Here is a 22,057-nt window from a genome sequence, read left to right as displayed (position 1 = left end):
CATTCGAGACGCGCAGCCCGCGAAACCGCAAAGGGTAAGATTAGCAACAAGCCAAGGTTCCCCACTTGCACGATCCGCACATCGTGCCATTCGGTGAACATAGGCCAATGGTCACGGCTACCCCAAGGCCGAGACCCGCCAGCAAACTACCCCCGCCGATGTCGTCCAATTCGCGATCGGTCATCGAGACCGTCCCCGAAGGGTGAGTCGGAAGTACATCACGATCAGGACTGAGCTGTCGCCGGTAACGGGGGTCTTTCCATGCCCGAACAACGTTCACTCACTTCTCCCGTCTGCTGAATTCCATACAAGGAACTAGAATGGCACAAGTTTCCCAAAGCCACCGTGGCACACGGCTAACCCTTCTGGAGGGGTGGCCGCGCACTTCTCCAGAACAATCTCCGTTGAGCAGAGAACCTGTCTTCACTCGCTCACACAACCTGCCCGACCCGAAGCCTTAGGTCAAGATCACGCCAGTCGTGAATTTGCCCGAATATCTCCGGGGAGATATTGACGTCACACAGCGGCCACACTAGGAAGATCACTCATGCGCCGACGCCCTCGACAGCGTGACCACACCATTCCCCATCGTTGCGCGATAGGAAAACACAGTGGGGCTATCTCCAATGGATAGATCGTGATGGCTCGTGCCAATCGGCTGCGCAATCAGCCGAACGTGATCTCCTGCGGCTACCAGCTCGGCATTCTCGGAACCGAGGCTGCGGTCGCCCAGCCGCCGAGGCGGCCTGGGTGCCGGGTTCAAATCCCGGCACCCAGCCGTGCCCGGCCGGCGTGGAGGGCCCTAGGACCGGGCTCTCGGCCATTATTTCCGCTCTCGGACGGTACCTGTCAATGAATTCGGGCAGTGCCCGAACACGGACCGATTCTTTCGTGTCAAACCCTTATTGACGCGAACTCCTCTGCCGTGTCAGCCTGGCGACTTCGAGTCTAGGAGTAAGGTCATCAACGCATTTCTCTCGCGGCTTCCAGCTCGCGCGGGCGCTCGTACATCGACCGCACCGCTCAGCCTGATGATGGTCGACCAGGACCCGCTCTTCCACGACGGCCTCCGTGCGGCAACGGTGCGCGAACCCGGGCTGCGCTGCGTCGGAGCGACGTGTGATGGCGGTCGAGCGGTGCGCATGTGCAACGAGACGCGCCCGGACGTGGTCCTCGTGGACTCCCGGCTGGACCGGCGAGCGATGCTCACCCAGGCGCTCATTGCGATCGAGACCGTCCGGACGGTCGTCGTTCTGGTCAGCCCGACTGACCAGAACGCCGCCTACCTGCACGAACTTTTACGATACGGGGCAGACGGTGTGATCGACCGTGCGGTCTCCGCGGACCGGCTGGCGGAGATCGTAGCCTTCTGTCACTACGAAGGTGGATACGTCGCAGAGCAGTTCGAAGGGATCGTGCACGGCTCGGCGCAGCGTCGTCCTCCTGGATCGAGTGCCGTTCTGTCTGCGCGGGAGTGCCAGATCCTCGGCCTGATCGCCGTCGGACTGGCGACAAAGGACATCGCCGAGTCCTGTTTTCTCTCCCCCGAGACTATTCGCTCGCACGTCAAGAACACACTGCGAAAGCTGGGGGCTCGAAACCGGGCGCACGCGATCATGCTCGGCCATGCCCAGGGCATTCTCGGCCATCGCCCGGGTTCGTCCGGCAGTGCTAAGGCCCCGGTGTGACCAGGCCGGTTTCGTAGGCGAAGATCACCAGGTGCGCCCTGGTCGGCAGGCCGAGCTTGGACATGACATTGGTGATGTGGGTCTTGACGGTGGTCGGTGCCAGGAACAACGCTCCGGCGATGTCGCTGTTGGACTGTCCACTCGCGACCAGTTTGAGGATTTGGCGTTCTCGATCGGTCAGTGTCTCAAGCTTCGCGCGTTCATCCGCGTCGCTCCTCCGTGACCATCGCACGCGGTTCTGCTCGATCAGCCGCTTCGTGACCTCGGGCGAGACGAGCGCTTGGCCGTCGGCCGCTAGCCGTACCGCTCGGGCCAAGTCCTCCACCGGCATGGTCTTGAGGAGAAATCCCGACGCGCCGGCCGCGAGCGCGGCGTAGACGTTCTCGTCCGAGTCGAACGTCGTCTGTACGAGCACCGCGGTGCGGCCCGCGCTCTCGGCGATGATCTGCTCCGTCGCGGCGAGCCCGTCCAGGTCTGGCATGCTGATGTCCATCACGACGACGTCTGGTTGGAGTCGCCGCGCGAGGGTTACCGCGTCGCGGCCATTGCCTGCTTCACCGACTATGTCGATGTCCGGTTCGGCGTTCAGCATCGTCGCGAAGCCGATGCGGATCATCGGTATGTCGTCGACAAGCAAAACTCTGACCGTCATCTGTCCCCACCCTTGCCCGCGGCGCCGCTGTCGATGTTTCCGGTCGCCAGCTGCGCGCGCACGCGGAATCCCCCGTCCGGGGTCGGTCCGGCCTCCAGTGAGCCGCCGTAGAGAAGGACGCGCTCCCGCATGCCGAGCAGGCCGTTGCCCGTCGACGGCGGCGGGTCCCGCTGCTCGCCGGCCTCGTTGACCACGTCGATCAGCAGTACCTCCGGCCGGTAGTCGAGTCGGACGGTGGTACGCACCCGGCCTGCGTGCTTGAGCACGTTCGTGAGCGCTTCCTGCGTAATCCGGTAGGCGGCCATGTCGTGCCCAGGCGCCAGCGGGCGAGGCGTGACACGCACCGGCTCGTCGACCGGCAAGCCCGACCGCCGCATCGTAGCGACCAGATCGTCGAGCCGGGCCAGTCCCGGCCGTGGTCCCGGCTCGTTCCCGGCCTGCAGGGACCGCAGCGTGGCCAGCATGCGCCCCATGTCGAGAACGGCGTCACGGGCAACGTCCTCGATCACGCGCAGGAGATCCTCCCGCTGTTCAGGCAGGGCGAGTGCCACACCTGCCTGCACCTTGATCACGCCGAGTCCGCGCGCGACGACGTCGTGTAGTTCCCGGGCGATCGCCTGCCGTTCCTCCAGGACGGCCTTGGCCGCCAGCTGCTCCTGCGCCCGGCGCAGTTCGGCGGTCTTCTCCTGTAGCTCTCGGGCCCGGCCGCGGCTCGTCCGCACGGCCACGCCGAATGCCACCGCCGTCGACGACATCGTGACCTGTTCGATCACGACAACGATGAGAGCCCAAGCGAAGGCCGTCGTGGCCACCGGCTGCCCGGCCCGGTTGACGAGGTAGGCCTGCCACAGCACGCCAAGAACGAGCATGACGACGACACCCGCGAGCGCGACGACCATCACCCGTCGGCTGCACGACGTCGCGACTTCGTACATCGTGATCAAGACAGCGATGAACGGAAACGCACTCACACCGTTGAGTACATCGACGGCCAGCACATAGGCCGTCAGTAGCGCAAACAGAACCGTAACCGGATAGCGCCGCCGGACAGCCAGTAAAGCCAGCGTCAAGCCGAGCATTACCAATTGCCAGATTGCCGGTAGCTCAGGCAGCCACACCCTTCTACCCGCAGGCATCGCCAAGCCCCACCATGCTGCGGAGACAGCGACGTGGCCCAGCACAAAAGCCACCGCCAGCACCGAATCGGCGATGACCGGACGGTGGCGATACAGTCCACGCCAGCGCTCGACCCATGCGGGCAACACCATGAATTCCCCGCTCAGCCACGAAAACACTACAAAATGATCACGGACCGGCTCCGCGCGCACGATGATGCGGTCGATGCGGATGACTGGTGAACACGGGTAACGCGGTCACGCTGCAAAGGCCCTACTGCCACGGTACAAGGTGTCTCTCATCCTCACGGTGTACCCCACTCGTGTTTTGGCAGTAGTTCACCACGAATGGCTTGTGAAACCTGACAAGGATTCCTAGAAAGGGCGATATCCGCCGTCTGCGAAGCGGTCCGAATTCCTTGTTCGGGAGAAGCGCATGAGCATTGACCCGCCCCTCGTCCACCGGCCGCTGCGCGTTGGCGGCATCGCCGTGCACGAACGCCTGCTGAGCCTCGAGACGCAACTGGTCAAGCAAATGGCCGGGCACATCGACCAGGAGATCGCCGCGATCCGGGCCATGTCCCCCGAGCGGGTGGTCGAGCCCATCCGGCGGCTCGTCGGCCTGAACCTCGACCACGCCGCTCGCATGCTTCGCGACCGTGTGCCACCCAACTCCGGCGATATTTCCGGTATTTCGGACGTCGTCGAGCGAGCCGTCCAGGATGGGCTCACGCTGACGACAGTCCTGCGGGGGTGTCAGGTCGGCCTGCGCGGCGGCTGGGAACTTCTGGTCCAGGACGCGTTGCCGGACGACGTCGATGACGTCGTCGAGGCCACCAAGCTCCTCATGCAGTTACAGGAGACCGTGACCACGGCCGCGTGCACCGCGTACGTCGAGGCGCTGAACCGCGGGGCGAAGGACGACCGGGCGACGCGCCGCATGCTCCTGACGGCACTGCTCAACGGCGAACCCCACGACGAGCTCGCCGAGCACTACGGCATCCCGGTCGCCGCCCACTACGACATACTCCGCCTTGCATTCGGCCGCGGTACCGGAGACGACACAACTACCCTGCGTGCCCTTCACGAGGCGATGGGGTCCCTGACCGACGAGCTGCCGCTCGCGGCGCTCTACCCGGACCGCGGCGTCGTCCTGCTGGCCCGGAGCGAGCAGAGGCCGCGAAGCCGGGTCGACCTCGACGACCTCGTCACGAGCCTGGCCGTGACAACCGGAATCCGGATCACGGCGGCCACCGCGGCCGGCTCTGCCCAATCGGTACCGGAGGCGGACGAACAGGCAGGCGAGGTACTCGACGTCGTAGTTGCCCTCGGGCTCCCGCCCGGCCTGTACACGGTCGCGGACATCCCGCTAGAGCTTCAGGTCGCCAAGCCAGGCCCGGCGGGCGAGGCGTTGGCGATGATGCTGGATCCGCTGGCGGAGTTCCCGTTCCTCTTCGAAACGTTGGAGACCTACCTGCGGCACGACGCGAACCGCCGCAAGACCGCGACCGCCCATGGCGTGCATGCGAACACGATCGACTACCGCCTCCGGCGGATCGCCGAGCTCACGGGCCTGGACCCCGCGCGCCCGGCACACTTTCAACGGCTCAGCGCCGCCTACACGGCGCGGAGGATCTACGAAGCGAGACGGAACGCGGACCGGCCGAGCACTGGCCGGCTCTGCCTCTGACCAAACCCCGGCCTACGTCGCTGGAACAAATAACGGCACCTTGTACCCGCTCACGAACCCTGTCCGTGTGATTCGGCAATTCAGCGAACCGCACAAGCCCGCCTCACTCCGCCGTCGAAGATCGCAAATCGAACTCCCTCATTTCTCCAGCGACGTAAGGATTTCCGGTGACCGTTCCCTCCGTGACCCCCGCGCTCAACGAGAGCATCCGGAGCCGGCGGTCTCGGGTCCTCAACCTCGGTTTCGGGCAGGTGGGCCTGCCCGTGCTGCCCGAAATCGAACACGCACTGACCGGTTCTGCGCACCGCAACGACTACGGCCCTGTCTCCGGCGGCGGCGCCGTCCGCGACGCGGCAGCGTGGTATCTCACGAGCCGCGGCCTCGAGACCGCCGCGAGCCAGGTCGTGCTCGGCCCCGGCAGCAAAGCCCTCCTCTTCGCCGTGCTCGCCGCCCTGCCCGGCGACGTCGTCCTGCCCCGCCCGTCCTGGGTGAGCTATGCGGCCCAAGCCGGGCTGACCGGCAAGCGCGTCCTCTGGGTCGACGTCCCGGGTAACACCGGCGGTGTCCCCGATCCCGGCAACCTCGAGCGAGGACTCGCCGCAGCACACCAGGCGGGGATCTTCCCCCGCATCCTGGTCCTGACCCTGCCGGACAACCCGACGGGTTCGCTGGCACCCTCGTCGCTGATCAAGCACGTCTGCGAGATCGCGCGGGAACACGACCTGGTGATCGTGTCCGACGAAATCTACCGTGACCTGAGCTACGAAGACCTGGTCTACAGCCCCGCCCTCGAACTGCCGGAGCAGACAGTCGTCACCGGCGGGCTCAGCAAAGCCGCTGCGCTCGGCGGCTACCGGATCGGGTACGCCCGGCTCCCGGACGGGCCGCTTCGCACGAAGGTCCTCGGTATCGCAAGTGAAGTCTGGTCCAGCGTCCCCGGCCCGATGGAGGCGGTGGCGGAGTACGTGTTCGCCGACCACGCCGAGGTGCGCGACTACGTCGACGCCGCGCGCCGTCTCCACCACGCTGTCGTCGACGCCGTCCACGCGGGACTCGTTGCCGCCGGCGCATCCTGCCGGACGCCGCAGGGTGGGTTCTTCCTCTACCCCGACTTCGAGCCGGTCCGGCCGGTGCTCGCCGCGCAAGGCATCGAGACGGGTGCGCGGCTGGCCGACGTCCTGCTCGAACGTTACGGGATCGGTGTCCTGGCAGGCGCGGCGTTCGGCGACGATCCGCGGGCACTCCGGTTCCGGGCCGCCACAGGCCTGCTCTACGGGAGCAGCGCGGAGCAGCAATGGTCCGCACTCTATGGGGACGACCCGCTGAACCTACCGTGGATCGCGGACTCGCTCGCTCATATCCGGGAGTCGTTGCAGGACCTCGTGCATCCCGAAGGCGTCGCCTGATGGGCGGCTCCATCGGCCGGATCGACCCGCGGGCCCTGCGGGATGCGCTGCGCCACCACACCGACGTCCTGGTCTGGTTCACCGCGTCCTGGTGCTCGCCCTCGCCCGGCTTCGCCGGACCACTCGAAGTCTTCGCCATCAAATATCAGGACCGGGTGCACGTGATGTCCGTCGAGGTCGACCGATATCCGGAGTTGCGGCGCCGATATCAGATCGCCGGTTTCCCCACGTTCGTGATCTTCCACCGGGGCAATCGCGTATGGCAACAGGTCGGCTTCGACCAGCACACGACCGCGGACGACCTCGCCGCAGTCCTCCTCCCGGTCTTGGAGGTCGTGGGCAACCTGGACCCGAGGATCGACATCAGCCCGGCCGTGCGCGACCGGTGGCGCCCACGCATGCTGTACGTACCCTCGGACCTGGACACGACCACCGAAGTCTTCGTGACGTGCAGCCACAGCCGGGTGCGAGCTCGCGAAATCCAGCCTGGAAGCACGGTCATCGTCGGCGTCGACGAGCTCGTCGAGGTGCGCCTGCGCGCCGACCACCGGCAGAATCCGCCGATCGACCCTGGGGTCCTGCACGAGTTCCTGCCGGGCTGTATCGACCGGCTGACCATCACAGGCCGCGACGTGCGTTTGCCCGGTTTAGCCGACGTGCCTGCCGTCAGCCTGGTCACGTCGGTCGAACTCGACCTCCGAGGCGCCGCCGAAGAGACGGTCGAAGAAGTCCTCCGCCTGCCGAACCTGGTCAGCCTCGTCGGGACGGACGACCTGCCGGTACCTCACTCGGCCCGCATCGTCGTGAACGGCCAATGGAAGCTCCCCGAATTACAGGACCGCACCGACGGCAAACCCGATCACCCGGCGACGAGCGACGAGCGGATGGACGAGTTCGACGCCACGCTCGCCCGCTCCACCGTGGTCGTCCTCGCGTTCACCGCACGATGGATCGTCGACCGTGGAACAGTTCAAACCTGGTTGCGTCGCGTGACTCGTGACCAGCCGATCGTGGTGATCGATGCCGATCACGAACCGGATCTCACCGCCCGCTTCGGGATCCGCACATTACCCACGATGGTCGTGCTGTGGAACGGCCGTCAGGTCTGGCGGTCCTCAGAGATTTTCGCCGACGGCTTCGACGGACGGCTTCGCGGCGCCCTTCAGGACGCTGCCAACCTCACCGGACCGCCGACGGCCACGCTCCCAGAGTTCGTAACACATCCACCACGGACCTTCACGTTGCCCGCCGGCCCCCAGCCGTTCTGGGTGGAGTTGGTTCCACCGGGCCGCTTCGGCGAGGACGCCACCCAGATCCGCCGAGGCGGGCACATCGACGTGCCCGCCGGCTGGTCGGTGGCGGTCGAGCTTGGCCCCGACCGGCTCCGCGACAACGCGACACCCACCTCGCTCGCAAGCGAGATCGATGAGCTGCGTGTCATGGGTGTGGGCACGCTCGGGCACCGCGAGATCAGACGCCTCGCGTCCTTCCGCCGGCTTCGCACGCTCCAGCTCCTGCCCGAGCGAATCACCCGGGACGCTACGTACGCCCTGCGCTCGCTCAGCGGTCTGTCCTCATTGGACCTATTCGCCTACACGACGGACGACTTCTTGGCCTTCACAAGCGAAATCGACGCGCTCCGGCTGGCGCTGCCGCAGACGATCGTCAACGAGAACTGGAGCTCCTTCCGGCGATAACCAGGCAGGACGACACGAACAGGCGGGACCGCCGCAATGGGAAGGCGCGCGCCGCGCCAGCGATTCAGCCCGACGGGCCGGGAGCTGGCGTCGTTTGGCGGTCGGTCTCGTCCAACCCCACGGCAGCAGCGCACGGGATCCGCGGGACCAGCATCCCGCTGGCGCAATGGCCCGAACTGATGCAAGCAGTTCCCGAACAGGTCTGCCCAGGCCGTACGACGAAGACCGAATCGGTCGTGCCCGTCGCGGACAGAGACGGCTTCTATCGTTGGTGGATTCGCGCAGTTGATCGGCCCGGCACGCCTGACACGCAGACAGTCATGCCGGGCCACGGCCACCAGCCACCGCTCTGTATCAACCTGCAGCCTTCAGGACGTCCGCGATGGCGTCGGCGTACATATCCACCCCTTCGGCAGTGGGGTGATTCGCTATTCCATCCGTCGGATTCAAGGAAAACGCTCCCTGGTAGACCGGCGGACCAACATGATTTTCAGCGGCTGCGGCGATGTCGACGAAGCGAATCTTCCGCTGCGATTTGTTGCTACTGCCTTCGTGCGCACTCGCATTCCCCACGGCGTCCTTGATCGCACGATTGAGCGTATCGCCAACCGTCGGCTGCCACGGGAACAACCAGCATCCGCCCGGCACTTCCGCTCGTTTCAGGCTGACGTAGCCAGTCACCGCAATAACTGCGTTAGGACTCGCGCGTCCGGCAACGTCTTCGATCGTCGCCACCAACCTCTTTTCGAGAGCAGGAGCCAACAGGGCCGCGATAAACGCCTGGAATGGATCACAGGGCTTGGTCAGGTCGACATACTTCCAGAGGTCATTGGCGCCAATGCTGATTGTCACCAGGTCCGTATCCGACTTCACGCTATCGGCTTGCATTATCTTCCCCTGCTCAAGTCCCTGAGCAACGCCGACAGGCACGCTCTCAAGTTCGCGCAGTGAGGAAGGAAGGGCGACGATACCCGCGTACCGACTCAAGTTGAGCGTGAGCGCGCCGGTGCACTCAACCTCTGTCAGGGTCGTCGTGTCGTTCATCAAATTAACGCCTTCAGCCTTCAAGCGCTTTTGCAGTTCCGTGGGGTAGCGTTTTATTCCTCTCAAGCAGAGGCCCGGGTCCCAGCCACCGACGACCGGGGCCGCGACGCTGGAATCACCCAGCGCTACGTAGTGCTTGAACGTCCGAGGGGGCGGCTCATTCGCCGACGCCGGCGCGCTGGCGCCGATCACGCTAGCGAAGACGCAAGCGGTCGCCACGACGACTGCTACACGTTTTATCACTTTCATGAATCATCCTTAATTTCGACATGATGGGAAATCAGAGGGACCGTCTGCGGGCGGCGCCCCCGTATCAGTCACCCCACGAGCGCCTGGTACACCAACTGCTTCAGCAATGGCCTAATAGGCAGTGCTGAGCCCGGCAGAACCTGCGTGAAGAACAAGACGGTGAGTTCTTCGACGGGATCGACCCAGAAGATCGTGTTCGCGGCTCCGCCCCAGGCGAACTCGCCGGCTGTCCCGAGCGTCCCGGTGGACATCGGATCCAGAACGACCGAGAAGCCGAGACCGAATCCCACACCGTTCATACCGGTTTCCCCGTATCCAGAGCGAACGACTCCGCGCAGGTCGCTTCCGCCCGGAAGGTGGTTCTGCGTCATGTAATCCACAGTTCGAGGGCCGAGCAGCCGGATGCCGTCGAGTTCCCCGCCCCGCAGAAGCATCTGCGTGAACCGCTGATAGTCGTGTGCGGTGGAAATCAGCCCACCTCCTCCGGACAGGAAGTCCGGCTTAGCGACACCGGGGACAGTCACCTCGCTGCCTCGGACGACCCGCCCCGATCCTTCGTCGAGCAGGTACATCGCGGCGAGATCGTCGGCGGCATCTTCATCGACGCTGAAGCCGGTTTCCGACATGGCCAGTGGGTTGAGGACGTACTCCGCCAAGACCTTGTCCAGCGACCAGCCGCTGATGACGGAGAGAAGGTGCCCCAGTACGTCGGTCGACACTGAGTAATTCCACGCCGTTCCCGGATTGAACAGGAGAGGGAAGCCGGCGAACGCCTCGCACCCGGACCCCAGGTCCACCCCCTGCGGGGTACCGAAGTCGTACCCCGCCGCCCGGTACAGGGCGTCCACCCGGTGTGAGTGTTGGAAGCCGTAGGTGAGGCCGGCGGTGTGGGTCAGGAGATGCCAGACCCGGATCGGCTCGGTGGCAGGCACGGTGACCGGCGTTCTCGCCGCTGCGGATGCGGTGTACACCCGCATGTCGGCGAACTCGGGCAGGTAGCGCCCGATCGGGTCGGTCAGCTCGAATGCGCCTTCCTCGTACAACATCATCGCCGCGACCGAAGTGATGGGCTTGGTCATCGAGTAGATCCGCCAGCGCGTCGAATCGTTCACCGGCAGCAGGCGCTCGCGGTCGCGGTAGCCGCCGCAATGGGAGTAGACGACCTCCCCGGACCGGCTGATCACGATGTGATAGCCCGGAAGCACGCCGTCTTCGACGTACCGGTCGAAACGGCGATCGATCCGTCCCAATCGCCGCGGGTCGAAGCCGAAGCGCGAAGAGTCGTCGGTCACCTGAATTCTGGTCACAGCTTTCCTCCAGTGAGCGTCGTGTGGCTAGTCCTGTCGACGGCGCATGGCCGCGGCGTCGCGCAGGATGTGTCGGGACGCCCGCCAGACGCACACGCCGGCGAGCGCTAGCGCCACGGGGCAGCTGGCGAGCAGTGCGTACCGCAATCCGTCGGCAACGGCAGCCGGAGTCGGCACCTCGCCGTGGGCGGCCAGGTGCGCGAACCAGTCGGACATGGCACCTATCAGGAACGGACCGAAAGCGGCGCCGAGGACGTACATCGCGATGAAGTACACGGCGGTCGCAGTGCCGCGCAGACGCGGTTCGACGACGTCGTAGATGCTCGCGTACACCGGCGAGTACATGCCGAAGAGCAGCAACGTGGCCAACGCGCTCAGGACCGCATAGCCGGCGAACGCGTTCTTGCCGAGCAGAAAGGCGACGGCCAATATCGGGGCTGCTGTCAGCAGGGCGACCACTGCGACTCGCAGGCGGGCCTGTTCCGAGCGGCGACGGGCCCGGTCGGCGACGACACCGCCGAGCAGCAGTCCCGCGACTCCGAAAACACCAGTCACGACGCCCGTCGTCACCGATGCGCCGGCCAGGTGGATTCCGAAGTAACGAAGCAGGAACGGCACTCCGAAGTTCGCGATCCCGTACATGGCGAAGTTGAACGCCGCGCCGCTGAGCGCGATCCAGCGGAGGCTCGGGATCGCCAGGACCGCACGGATCGGGTGTGCGACCGGCGCTGGACGCACTGTCGGTGCTCCTTCGCGGGTCCCACGAGGTGGTTCCTTCATCCAGAACATCGCGGCCGCGATCAGAAGGCCGGGAATGGCCGCGAGGAAGAACGGCAGACGCCAGTTGCCCGACGCCTGGGCGATCGGCCCGACGGTGAACGCAGCTAGCACGGTGGCCGCCGGGATCCCGAGTTGCATCACCCCCACCGCACGGGCGCGCTGGGCGGGAAGGAACATGTCCGCGACAAGGGAGTTGGCGGCCGGTGCGCATGAGGCCTCACCGATTCCGACGGCGCTGCGCAGCGCTGTGAACGACCAGGCGTTGGGCATGAGGCCATTCAGCGCCGTCAGGACGCTCCACCCGGAGAGCCCGACACCGAGGACGCGTACCCGGTTCGCCTTGTCCGCCAACCGGCCGAGCGGGATCCCGGCGATCGCGTAGATCACGAGAGCTGCTGACGCTGTCAGGCCCAGCTGCGTGTCGGTGAGCCCGAATTCGTGTTTGATGTTTTCTGAAAGCAGGCCCGGAATCGAGCGGTCGTAGAAGTTCAACAGGTTGGCCAGGAACAGCAGAATCAGTGCGCGCCGGGCGAAACCGCGGGTGATCGAGCCACTGGTCGAGGACTGCTTTTCCGGCCGTGCAATGTTGATGTCAGACGACATCCTCAGGTTCCTTCCTCCAGGCGGTATGGCGCGGTCGCACGTCACCGGCCGAGGACTCGGTTTGTTCGGGCGTGGGCGTGTGGTGATCGTGGCCGTCGGCGAACCAGCGGCGCAGTAGCTTCTTGTCGTGCTTGCCGACGGCGGTCGTCGGGATGCTGTCGGGAAACGCCCAGGCGTCGGGGATCCACCACCGCGCGACGCGGTCACGCAGGTGGTCCTCGAGTGCGGCCGGCGTCGCGGTCCGACCTGTCTTGAAGGTGACCCACGCCAGCGGGCGTTCTTCCCACCGCGGGTCGGCCACGCCGATGACCGCCACATCGGAGACCGCCGGATGGGTCGCGATGGCCTTCTCCAGGTCGAGGCTGGAAATCCACTCGCCGCCCGACTTGATCACATCCTTCAGCCGGTCGGTGATGCAGACTTCGCCCGTCGGTGAGACGCTCCCGGCGTCGCCGGTGCGGAGCCAGCCGTCGTGGAACTTCTCCGGTGCTTCCGCGCCGTAGTAGGACGACGTCACCCAGGGGCCCCGGACCTCGATTTCACCGACCGAGAAGCCATCGCACGGCAGGACTGCACCGTGCTCGTCGACGACGCGGATCTCGACGCCGGGCACGACCTTGCCGACCCCGTTGACCACCGACTCGGGATCACGAGACCGGGAAATGGACAGGAGCGGGCTGGTCTCGGTCATGCCCCAGCCCTGGACCACAGGCACGCCGTGCTCGTCGTGGAAGCGACGTGCGGTCGACACCGAAAGCGCAGATCCTCCTGAGTTGACCAGCCGCAGGCTCGACAGGCTTCCCGGATGAGCGCCGGCCGCGTCGAGCAGCGAGTTCAGCAGCGTCGGCACCCCGCCGGTGATCGTCGCGCGCTCGGAGGCGATGAATCGCACGATCTGCTCGGGCCGCATGTACCGGTCCGGCAGCAGCAGATCGGCGCCGGTCTGGAAACAGGCGTAAGGCAGTCCCCAGGCGTTGACGTGGAACATGGGCACCAGCACCAGCGCCCGGTCGACGTCCGAAAGGCCGAAAACTCCGCCCGCGCAGGCCGCCATCGTGTGAAGACAGGTCGAGCGGTGGCTGTAGACGACGCCTTTCGGCGTGCCGGTGGTTCCGCTGGTGTAACACATGGCCGCAGCCGATCGCTCGTCGAATTCCGGCCATGCGAATCCCGTACCACTTTCGATCAGGTCTGAATAACGATGGCATTCAACACCCGTGAAATCCGCAGCCGTCTCGCCGACTGTGACGACATGCTTGACCGTCGGCGTCCGTGCCAGCACCGGCTCGAGCACCGATACGAGGACGTCGTCGACCAAAACCACGGAATCCTCGGCCTGGTTGATGATGAAGACCAGGTCATCCACCGCGAGCCGGTGGTTCAGCGTGTGCAGGACCGCCCCCATGCCCGGCACCGCGAAATAGGCCGCCAAGTGAGGACGGTGGTTCCACATCAGCGTGGCCACTCGATCACCCGCCGACACTCCGAGGTTCCGCAACGACGAAGCCAGACTGGCGGCATCCCGGCCGACATCGGCGAAGGTCGCGTACTGGGCACCATCGGAATCGTTGGCCACCACTTGACTCGTCCCGTTGACCTCCATCCCGCGCCGGAGGATCCGGCTGATCAGGAGCTCATCGTCGGGCATGGTGCTTCGCAGCGTCGTCTTCGACACAGGCAACCTCTCCGAAAAAACGTGAACTGTCGAGCCGGGCATCAGACCCGCACCGAGTTCCGCGACTATGCGGCAGGAATACTCAGCAGGGCAAGGAATTGCCTTCAGGTTGTCCAACACACAAAAGCCGGCGCGCCTTATTGGGCGAACACACATACATTCCAAGCTCCAGCGAGACGGCGCCGATTTTCGTGCGGATCACGAGATCTTTCCGGCTCTGTTGTCACATTGCCCGACCGCGGCGCGAATTCTTGACTTGCGGAGTCGGTGAACCGAGTATCGGATCGACTTGATCAATCATTCACGCGCATCACGGAGGCCCCATGCCCGAAGCAGTGATCGTCGCTGCTGCCCGCTCCCCCATCGGCCGCGCGAACAAGGGCTCCCTCGCCGAGGTGCGAGCCGACGACCTGACCGCGCAACTGGTCCGAGCCGCGCTGGACCAGGTACCGGAGCTCGACGCGGCCGAGATCGACGACCTGGTGCTCGGCTGCGGCCAGCCCGGCGGGGAACAGGGCAACAACCTGGGGCGGGTCGTCGCGGTGCTGCTGGGGCTGGAAACCGTTCCAGGGACCACGGTCACGCGGTACTGCTCGTCGTCGGTGCAGAGCACCCGGATGGCACTGCACGCCATCCGGGCCGGTGAAGGAAGCGTATTCGTCTCCGCAGGGGTCGAGACCGTCTCCCGCTACGGCAAGGGCACCTCCGACTCCCTTCCGGGCACTCGGAACCCGCTCTTCGCCGAGGCGGAAGCCCGGACGCTCGCGACTGCCGAATCGGGTACCGACACCTGGACGGATCCACGAGAAGCCGGCGACCTCCCGGACGTCTACATCGGAATGGGACAGACCGCGGAGAACCTCGCCCGGTTCAAAGGGGTGACCCGAGAGGAGATGGACCGGTTCGCGGTTCGGTCACAGAACCTCGCCGAAGAAGCCATCTCCGAGGGTTTCTACGCCCGCGAGATCACTCCCGTGACTCTGCCCGACGGCACCCTCGTGGAAACCGACGACGGCCCCCGCCCCGGCGTCACCTACGACGCCGTCTCACAGCTCAAGCCGGTCTTCCGGCCCGATGGCCTGGTCACCGCGGGCAACTGCTGTCCCCTCAACGACGGCGCCGCCGCCCTGGTCGTGATGTCCGACTCCAAGGCCCGCTCGCTCGGGATCACCCCATTGGCCCGCATCGTGGCCACCGGCGTCAGCGCACTGTCCCCCGAGGTCATGGGCTACGGCCCGGTCGAGGCCTCTCGCCAGGCACTCACCCGGGCCGGGATGACCATCGACGATGTCGACCTCGTCGAAATCAACGAGGCGTTCGCCGCGCAGGTCGTCCCTTCCGCACGGGACCTCGGCATCGACCCGTTCGGCGACAAGCTCAACGTGCACGGTGGCGCCATCGCACTCGGCCACCCGTTCGGTATGACCGGCGCACGCATCACCACCACCCTCCTCAACGGACTGCGCGCGAAAGACAAGACCGTCGGCCTGGAGACGATGTGCGTCGGAGGCGGGCAGGGCATGGCCATCATCTTCGAGAGGTTGTCCTGATGGGAAACCTGATCTTCGACTTCACCGGGCGCAGCATCGTGGTGACCGGTGCCGCACGTGGTGTCGGCCGCGCGATCGCCGAGCGATTCCACACCGCCGGAGCGTCGGTGTACCTGGTCGACTTCGACGCCGAAGCCGTCGCGCTCACGGCGAAGGAAATCGGCGCGACCGCCCTGGCAGCGGATGTATCGGAAACCGACCAGGTGACAGCCGTGATCGACCGCGTCATCACCGACACCGGACGACTCGACGTGCTGGTCAACAACGCCGGCATCCTGCGCGACGGCATGCTGTGGAAGCTCACCGACGAGGACTACGACACCGTGATGGCGGTCCATGCCGGCGGCACCTTCCGCTTCACCCGTGCCGCTGTCCCGTACCTCCGCCGTCAGGGCCACGGCCGGATCATCAACGTCACGTCGTACACGGGCCTGCACGGCAACCCTGGGCAGTCGAACTACGCCATGGCCAAGGCCGGGATCATCGGATTCACGAAAACGGCGGCGAAGGAGCTGGCCCACTTCGACATCACCGTGAACGCGATTTCACCCAACGCGCAGACCCGGATGATCGAGTCGATCCCGGCGGACAAGCTCGCCCGGCTGACGGAGACGATCCCGCTCAAACGGTTCGGCGACCCCGCGGAAATGGCGGCCGCCGTCGCGTTCCTGGCCTCCGACGAAGCCGCCTACATCACTGGCGTCGTCCTTCCCGTCGACGGCGGGATCTCCCTCTGAGCTGGAGCATCTCAATGACCAATCTCTTCGACTTGACGGGACGGACCGCCGTCGTCACCGGCGGCAGCCGCGGCATCGGCTTCATGGCTGCCCGTGGCCTTCTCGAAGCAGGGGCTCGCGTCGTCATCTCGTCCCGCAAGCCGGATGCCTGCCGCGCGGCATGCGAGCAGCTGTCCGAGTTCGGCGAGATCTCCGCGGTCGCGGCCGACCTGTCCACCGAGGACGGGTGCCTGCGGCTTGCCGGCGAGGTAGCCACCCACTACGACGGTGTGCACATCCTGATCAACAACGCCGGCGCGACCTGGGGCGCACCGCTCGAGGCATTCCCCGGCTCCGCGTGGGACAAGGTCGTCGACCTCAACCTGAGGGCGCCGTTCTTGCTGACCCGAGCCTTTCTGCCGCTGCTGGAGAAGACCGCGACCCAGGGCGACCCGGCCCGTGTCCTCAATGTCGGCTCCATCGACGGCCTGCGCGTCCCGGGCATGCCGACCTACGCCTACTCGTCGAGCAAGGCCGGGTTGCACCACCTGACCCGTGTCCTGGCCGTCGAACTCGGGCCGCGCATCACCTGCAACGCCATCGCCCCCGGCCCATTCCCCTCGAAGATGACGGCCAAGATCCTCGCGGACCACGGTGACTACTACGTCGCCAAGGCGCCCCTCGGCCGGCTCGGACAGGCCGAGGACATCGCCGGCGCGGTCGTCTATCTCAGCTCGCCGGCGGCGAGCTATGTCACCGGTGCCGTCCTCCCGATCGACGGCGGCATCAGCCTCACTCGTTGACCCTTCCCTCGGAGCACACCCATGCCGGCCAAATCCTTACTGCTGTCCCGCAACGACCTCGACTTCCTTCTCCATGATTGGCTCAACGTCGAAGCGCTCACCGCGCGCACGCGGTTCACCGATCACTCTCGCGAGAGCTTCGACGACATCATCGATCTCTGCCACGACATCGCCGAAGCGCATTTCGCGACCCACAACAAGAAGAACGACACGCGCGAGCCTGAACTCGTCGACGGGCAAGTCCGCTTGAACCCGGAAGTCAAGGACGCGCTCGACAAGGTCGTCGCGGCCGGGCTGCTGGCGGCGACGGCCGATTCCGCGATCGGCGGTCTCCAGCTTCCCTGCGTGATCCAGTCCGCATGCTCAGCCTGGTTCTCCGCCGCGAACACCGCCACCTGGGGTTACGCCTTCCTCACCATGGCCAACGCGAACCTGCTGCTGGCGCACGGCTCGGCGGAGCAGATCGACCGGTTCGTCCGCCCGATGTTCGACGGCCGCTTCCACGGCACCATGTGCCTGTCGGAACCAGAAGCCGGATCGTCCCTGGCCGACATCACCACCCGAGCTGAGCCTCGCGCCGAGGGCACCTACCGCATCTTCGGCACCAAGATGTGGATCTCGGCCGGCGACCATGAACTCGGGCAGAACATCGTCCACCTCGTGCTCGCCCGGATCCCCGGCGCACCGGCGGGCGTGAAGGGCCTGTCGCTGTTCCTGGTGCCGAAGTACCTCGTCGGCTCCGACGGAACGATCGGTGAGCGCAACGACGTCGTCCTAGGCGGGCTCAACCACAAGATGGGCCAACGCGGCATCACGAACACGCTGCTGAATTTCGGTGAGGGCAAGCATCTTCCGCTGGGCGAAGCCGGGGCCGTCGGCGAGCTGGTCGGCGCACCGAACCGCGGGCTCGCCGTCATGTTCCACATGATGAACGAAGCACGCATCGGCGTCGGCGCGAGCGCGACCGCCCTCGGCTACACCGGCTACCTCAAGTCACTCGACTACGCGCGAACCCGCCTCCAGGGACGACTGCCGACCGACAAGGAACCTTCGTCACCTCAGGTGCCCCTGATTGCGCACGCGGACGTCCGCCGGATGCTGCTAGCGCAGAAGTCCTACGTCGAAGGCGCCCTGGGCCTGACCCTCTACGCCGCCAAACTGATCGATGACCAGCGCACCGCCGAGACGGACGAAGAACGAGACCGCCTCGGACTCCTGCTCGACGTCCTGACACCGATCGTGAAGAGCTGGCCATCCCAGTGGTGCCTGCACGCCAACGACCTCGCCATCCAGATCCACGGCGGATACGGCTACACCCGCGAATACGACGTCGAACAGCACTACCGGGACAACCGGCTCAACCCGATCCACGAAGGCACACACGGAATCCAGGCCATCGACCTGCTGGGTCGTAAAACCGCCATCGCCGACGGCGCCGGCCTGCGGGCACTGGAATCCCTCCTGCAGAACTCTGTGAACCGCGCGCGGGCTGTCGGAGGCGAAGCGGCGCACCTGGCCGGGCAACTCGGCGCCGCGCTCACCAGGCTGGCCGACGTGACGCGGAGGCTGCATGCCGAACCCGACCTCACCACCCGGCTCGCGAACGCCTCTATCTACCTCGAAGCCACCGGCCACATCGTGCTGGCCTGGATCTGGCTCGAACAGTTCCTCGCAGCCAGCGTCAGAGAGGACGACCTCGGCGGCGGCAAACGCGCCGCGGCCCGCTACTTCTACCGCTACGAGCTCCCCAAGACCGGACCCTGGCTCGAGGTACTGGCGACCGTCGACCGCACGACGCTCGACATGTCACCGAACTGGTTCTGAAACCATGCACCGCAACAGCCCTGCAATCGCGGGTACACGTCAGCTGCATCCGCTGCGGACGTGGCAGATCGCGTCAGTGTCCCTGATCGTCATCGCCTCGCTCTCGGCCGCGGCGTCCACGTGCCTGACGTGGCAGGCCTACACATCCGCCCACCGCAACGACTTGCTCGCGAATGTCGTCGACTGGGTCGCCTTCGCGGCACAACTTGGCACCACCGTTTGCTTTCTCCGCTGGTTATGGCTCGCCAGACTCAACTCGGAACTGCTGTCGGCTGAGGCACCGCGGAAGGAGCGTGGCTGGGTGATCGGCGGCTGGGTCTGCCCCATCGTGAACTTCTGGTACCCCCACGTCGTCATCACCGACATCGGGAGAGCGAGCAATCCTTCAGTCACAAGCGAACACTCAGCCCACCGCGGCACGCCCGGCGGCACCACGATCAACTGGTGGTGGGGCGCCTTCCTGACGAGCCAACTCGCCACAGTGGTCGAAGGACGGATCACTGGCCCACCGCTGGCCATCGTCGTCGTGGACACGGTCTATGCCACGTTCCTGGGGATCGCAGGCGTACTGCTGGTCGCCATCATCCGGCGGATAAGCAGCTGGCAGTCGGCACAAATCCACAGGCGAAAGTTCTGACACTTCACGATTGCGCGCCACGTCCACAGGCGGAAGGGTGCGATTGATGGAAGATCTTGCCTCGCTGATCACCTTCGTCCGCGAGCGATACGACGAAATCGAGAGTATCGCCCGAGCCGCCAAGGGCCGCACCAGCGGCGAATGGAGCGACTTCGGAAAGGCGGGGCTCATCACCCTGCACGACGAGTCCGGCACGATCACTGTCGAGGATCACCGGCACATCGCCACCCAAGATCCGGCGCGGACGCTGCGCCGCCTCGACGGCCTCCGGCTCATCGTCAACCGGTGCGTCGCCACCCTCGAAGTCCTCGAGCGCGACGACGACCACGCTACCCTGAACAACGCGCACTTCGTGCTCCACGCCCTGGCTCTCGAGTTCGCCGACCACTCCGGCTACCGCCTCGAATGGGCGGTACCACGGCATCCACGGCCGGTCACCGGGCGATCATGATCGGCGTGCCGCCATCTCCCTCGCGTCACCCAGGTGACAGCCACCAGCGGAGCACGCCCCGCCCGCGACACCGGAACGCGTGCAGCTGCCGCTTCGACGAACCAGCCGGCCATGCTGATCCGCAGAAGCACTGAACTGCAACATGCCGCTCGGCTACAGCAGAGACATGTCGCCGAACCTGACCCTGGACCGGCCGAAAAACTACCTCGACACCCTAACCAGCGGGGAGCCCACATTTCCTAAGAGAATTGATACCGAAACATCCGGCCTGCACCTGTTGGAGCGCTTGTATTATTCGCCGTTCCGGGGCCCTGTACCGACTTCCGACGCTACAACGACGATGTTGTCCTTGTAGCTGTGCGCCTGCTTGTCGAACGCGCCGCCGCAGGTCACCAGCCGCAAGACCGGTTGATCGAGGCCGAGGTGAACGCTACGAGCGCTTCGACATCCCGATTCCACGAGACGGTGGTATCGGCGATCTGCTCGAGCAGGCTACATACCCCGATCGAGGCTTCGATGTCGTCATTTGCGAGAACATCGCCCGAGTCGCTCGCCGGGCCTTCGAAGGCCTGACAGTCGAGCGAGCTCTGGAGCGTGTCGAGGTTCCCCTCTTCGCCGCCAACGAACCGATCACCCTCGGCGGTAGCCGCGCCCAGCGCATCCTGCAACGCCGGATCAACCAGTCACTGGCCGAGTACGAAGTCCTCAACACCCTCGAACAGTCCTGGGGTGGGCTGTGCACCCATGTACGGGACGGCTACAACATCGGCAAGCCGTGCCATGGCTACAAGGCGAAGACCATCCGGCATCCCAACCCGTCCAAGGCAGCGAAGGGGCTGACCAAGTCCCGGCTGGAACCCGACGGACTTCGCGGCGAGACGGTCACCCAGATCGCGCTGTGGCGGTACTACGAGAAGCTTGGCGGCGACACCATCGCCGATCGCCTCAACGCCGACCTTGCCAAGTACCCGCCGCCGGTCCCACCAGGCAAGAACCGGGCCCGCGGCACCTGGAGCAGAACAAGCGTGTACGAGATTCTGAGAAACCCCAAGTACACGGGTTACCAGGTCTTCAATCGCCGCGCTTCCCGCTCGCGCGGCGGCAAGGTCAACGACCCGGTCAAGTGGGCGTGGTCGCCGAAGCCGGTTCACGAGCCGCTCATTCCCAAATGGATGTACGACGAGATCAACGCACACCGCGACGCGAAGCGCGGATCTCGTGACGGCGACTCGGCCAACAAGCATCCGCTCACCGCTCGCACCAATCTCTTCCGCAGCAGGATCATCTGCGAATGCGGTCGTCGGACGTACGGATGCGTCCGCAACAAGGCCTCGTACTACCTCTGCCAGATCAGGAACAACAACCGAGGCCGGCCAGACAAGTACGCCGATCACCAGAAAGCCTTGTATGTACGGGAAGACGCCATCCTGGACGCGGTGACCAAGTTCTTCGCCGACCGCGTGTTTGGGCAGGACCGCCGGGCGATCCTCGCCGCAGACCTCTCAGGAGTCGATGACCGTGCCGCGCAGGATCGCCAGAACGAACGAGAACGGCTCCAACGACAGCTCGACGACATCGCTCAGCGCCAGAAGTCGCTCATGACGCAAGCCCAGCAAGGCGACCCGAACGACCCCTTCACCAAGGCGCTCCGCGGAAGCTACAACGAGCTGGAAGGGAGCAAGAGCGAAGCATTGGCGTCGATCGCAGAACTCGACGAAGCCGACAAAGCGGAGCAACGCCCGCTTGACGCGACGGACATCGACCTGTTGGACGCGCTACCGCATCTGGCACTCAACTTGGCCCAGGCACCACGAACGCTACTCGGTACACTGTTCGACACCACCCAACTCAGGGTGGAACTGAACCACAGCGGCGACCAGGCCACCATCACCATCCGCCTGCCTGCCGGCCAGCTGCCTGAAGTCGCCATCTCGGCGGAAAGGATCACCGACGCCATGCCTACACAGAACGTGCCCGCTCAGCGCGCGGCCGGTACCTGTGTGGTTCCTGTTGGTGCCCCCGGTGAGATTCGAACTCACACTGGACGGGTTTTGAATCCGTTGCCTCTGCCAGTTGGGCTACGGGGGCGGTGCCCGGTGAACTTTACGGGATCACGGGAGCGCGTCTTCCGCCGGGCCCGGGAGTGTGACGACCGTCTGACGTGGTGAAC

General features: G+C 65.6%; 18 protein-coding genes, 1 tRNA gene and 1 pseudogene. 11 read left to right on the top strand and 9 right to left on the bottom strand.

What is annotated here, in order from left to right:
* Positions 1-40 precede the first annotated feature (40 nt).
* Complete coding sequence (locus ACIBTM_RS27580) at positions 41-280, bottom strand: mersacidin/lichenicidin family type 2 lantibiotic (protein ID WP_395880042.1); 240 nt, start codon at positions 278-280, stop codon at positions 41-43.
* A gap of 751 nt (positions 281-1,031) precedes the next feature.
* Here ACIBTM_RS27580 and ACIBTM_RS27575 point away from each other — a divergent pair.
* Positions 1,032-1,688: a response regulator transcription factor gene (locus tag ACIBTM_RS27575; protein ID WP_395880041.1), complete on the top strand. Its 657-nt coding sequence runs from the start codon at positions 1,032-1,034 to the stop codon at positions 1,686-1,688.
* Here ACIBTM_RS27575 and ACIBTM_RS27570 read toward each other — a convergent pair.
* Both ACIBTM_RS27570 and ACIBTM_RS27565 read right to left on the bottom strand, forming a co-directional pair.
* Positions 1,672-2,340, bottom strand: a complete 669-nt coding sequence (locus ACIBTM_RS27570) for a response regulator (RefSeq protein WP_395880040.1) — start codon at positions 2,338-2,340, stop codon at positions 1,672-1,674. The two genes, ACIBTM_RS27575 and ACIBTM_RS27570, sit on opposite strands and share 17 nt — an antisense overlap.
* Positions 2,337-3,635, bottom strand: a complete 1,299-nt coding sequence (locus tag ACIBTM_RS27565; protein ID WP_395880039.1) for a histidine kinase — start codon at positions 3,633-3,635, stop codon at positions 2,337-2,339. Before ACIBTM_RS27565 ends, ACIBTM_RS27570 begins: the two co-directional genes overlap by 4 nt.
* 256 nt (positions 3,636-3,891) lie before the next feature.
* On the opposite strand from ACIBTM_RS27565, the gene ACIBTM_RS27560 reads away from it, so the two are divergent.
* The 3 genes from ACIBTM_RS27560 (at position 3,892) to ACIBTM_RS27550 (ending at position 8,248) form a co-directional block, all read left to right on the top strand.
* Positions 3,892-5,145, top strand: a complete 1,254-nt coding sequence (locus ACIBTM_RS27560; RefSeq protein ID WP_395880038.1) for a PucR family transcriptional regulator — start codon at positions 3,892-3,894, stop codon at positions 5,143-5,145.
* 167 nt (positions 5,146-5,312) lie between these two features.
* The gene (locus tag ACIBTM_RS27555; protein WP_395880037.1) at positions 5,313-6,551 is read left to right on the top strand and encodes a pyridoxal phosphate-dependent aminotransferase; all 1,239 of its coding nucleotides are present in this window, start codon (positions 5,313-5,315) and stop codon (positions 6,549-6,551) included.
* Positions 6,551-8,248, top strand: coding sequence for a thioredoxin family protein (locus ACIBTM_RS27550; protein ID WP_395880035.1), 1,698 nt, complete (start codon positions 6,551-6,553; stop codon positions 8,246-8,248). Before ACIBTM_RS27555 ends, ACIBTM_RS27550 begins: the two co-directional genes overlap by 1 nt.
* Positions 8,249-8,602: 354 nt before the next feature.
* Here ACIBTM_RS27550 and ACIBTM_RS27545 read toward each other — a convergent pair whose 3' ends face one another.
* The 4 genes from ACIBTM_RS27545 to ACIBTM_RS27530 all read right to left on the bottom strand — a co-directional run bounded on the left by ACIBTM_RS27545 (position 8,603) and on the right by ACIBTM_RS27530 (position 13,879).
* Positions 8,603-9,541 (bottom strand): GDSL-type esterase/lipase family protein, encoded by a 939-nt coding sequence (locus ACIBTM_RS27545; RefSeq protein ID WP_395880034.1) that lies wholly within the window; start codon positions 9,539-9,541, stop codon positions 8,603-8,605.
* A 68-nt stretch (positions 9,542-9,609) separates the two neighbouring features.
* The gene (locus ACIBTM_RS27540; protein WP_395880033.1) at positions 9,610-10,848 is read right to left on the bottom strand and encodes a serine hydrolase domain-containing protein; all 1,239 of its coding nucleotides are present in this window, start codon (positions 10,846-10,848) and stop codon (positions 9,610-9,612) included.
* A 27-nt stretch (positions 10,849-10,875) separates the two neighbouring features.
* Positions 10,876-12,231 carry a spinster family MFS transporter gene (locus ACIBTM_RS27535; protein ID WP_395880032.1) on the bottom strand — a complete coding sequence of 452 codons (1,356 nt, stop codon included), beginning with the start codon at positions 12,229-12,231 and terminating at the stop codon, positions 10,876-10,878.
* Positions 12,221-13,879 carry a long-chain-fatty-acid--CoA ligase gene (locus ACIBTM_RS27530; RefSeq protein ID WP_395880031.1) on the bottom strand — a complete coding sequence of 553 codons (1,659 nt, stop codon included), beginning with the start codon at positions 13,877-13,879 and terminating at the stop codon, positions 12,221-12,223. The genes ACIBTM_RS27535 and ACIBTM_RS27530 overlap by 11 nt, the downstream gene beginning before the upstream one ends.
* Before the next feature lie 350 nt (positions 13,880-14,229).
* Here ACIBTM_RS27530 and ACIBTM_RS27525 point away from each other — a divergent pair, with 350 nt between their 5' ends.
* From ACIBTM_RS27525 to ACIBTM_RS27500, 6 genes are read left to right on the top strand one after another with little or no spacing between them, the layout of a single operon-like run.
* Positions 14,230-15,456: an acetyl-CoA C-acetyltransferase gene (locus ACIBTM_RS27525; protein ID WP_395880030.1), complete on the top strand. Its 1,227-nt coding sequence runs from the start codon at positions 14,230-14,232 to the stop codon at positions 15,454-15,456.
* A complete protein-coding gene (gene fabG / locus ACIBTM_RS27520) occupies positions 15,456-16,193 on the top strand; it encodes a 3-oxoacyl-ACP reductase FabG (protein WP_395880029.1) in 738 nt (245 codons plus the stop codon). The genes ACIBTM_RS27525 and fabG overlap by 1 nt, the downstream gene beginning before the upstream one ends.
* A gap of 14 nt (positions 16,194-16,207) precedes the next feature.
* On the top strand, positions 16,208-16,975 hold the full coding sequence (locus tag ACIBTM_RS27515; protein ID WP_395880028.1) for an SDR family oxidoreductase: 768 nt from the start codon (positions 16,208-16,210) through the stop codon (positions 16,973-16,975).
* 21 nt (positions 16,976-16,996) lie between these two features.
* Complete coding sequence (locus tag ACIBTM_RS27510; protein ID WP_395880027.1) at positions 16,997-18,799, top strand: acyl-CoA dehydrogenase; 1,803 nt, start codon at positions 16,997-16,999, stop codon at positions 18,797-18,799.
* Between the two features lie 4 nt (positions 18,800-18,803).
* Positions 18,804-19,436 carry a DUF4328 domain-containing protein gene (locus ACIBTM_RS27505; RefSeq protein WP_395880026.1) on the top strand — a complete coding sequence of 211 codons (633 nt, stop codon included), beginning with the start codon at positions 18,804-18,806 and terminating at the stop codon, positions 19,434-19,436.
* A 46-nt stretch (positions 19,437-19,482) separates the two neighbouring features.
* Entirely contained in the window at positions 19,483-19,887 is a 405-nt protein-coding gene (locus ACIBTM_RS27500) for a DUF6221 family protein (RefSeq protein WP_395880025.1), read from the top strand.
* Between the two features lie 389 nt (positions 19,888-20,276).
* Here ACIBTM_RS27500 and ACIBTM_RS27495 read toward each other — a convergent pair whose 3' ends face one another.
* On the bottom strand, positions 20,277-20,555 hold the full coding sequence (locus tag ACIBTM_RS27495; protein WP_395880024.1) for a hypothetical protein: 279 nt from the start codon (positions 20,553-20,555) through the stop codon (positions 20,277-20,279).
* On the opposite strand from ACIBTM_RS27495, the pseudogene ACIBTM_RS27490 reads away from it, so the two are divergent.
* Positions 20,457-21,029 (top strand): annotated as a pseudogene (locus tag ACIBTM_RS27490) (recombinase family protein); the annotation flags it as partial. The gene ACIBTM_RS27495 and the pseudogene ACIBTM_RS27490 overlap by 99 nt on opposite strands.
* A gap of 869 nt (positions 21,030-21,898) precedes the next feature.
* On the opposite strand, the gene ACIBTM_RS27485 reads toward ACIBTM_RS27490, so the two are convergent.
* Positions 21,899-21,975, bottom strand: a tRNA-Leu gene (locus ACIBTM_RS27485).
* Positions 21,976-22,057 lie beyond the last annotated feature (82 nt).

This window comes from Amycolatopsis sp. NPDC049868 (genome assembly GCF_044461365.1).
Classification (GTDB): Bacteria; Actinomycetota; Actinomycetes; order Mycobacteriales; family Pseudonocardiaceae; genus Amycolatopsis.
The sequence above is the reverse complement of the archived record's forward strand: the minus strand, read 5'-3'. Positions and strand labels throughout refer to the sequence as shown.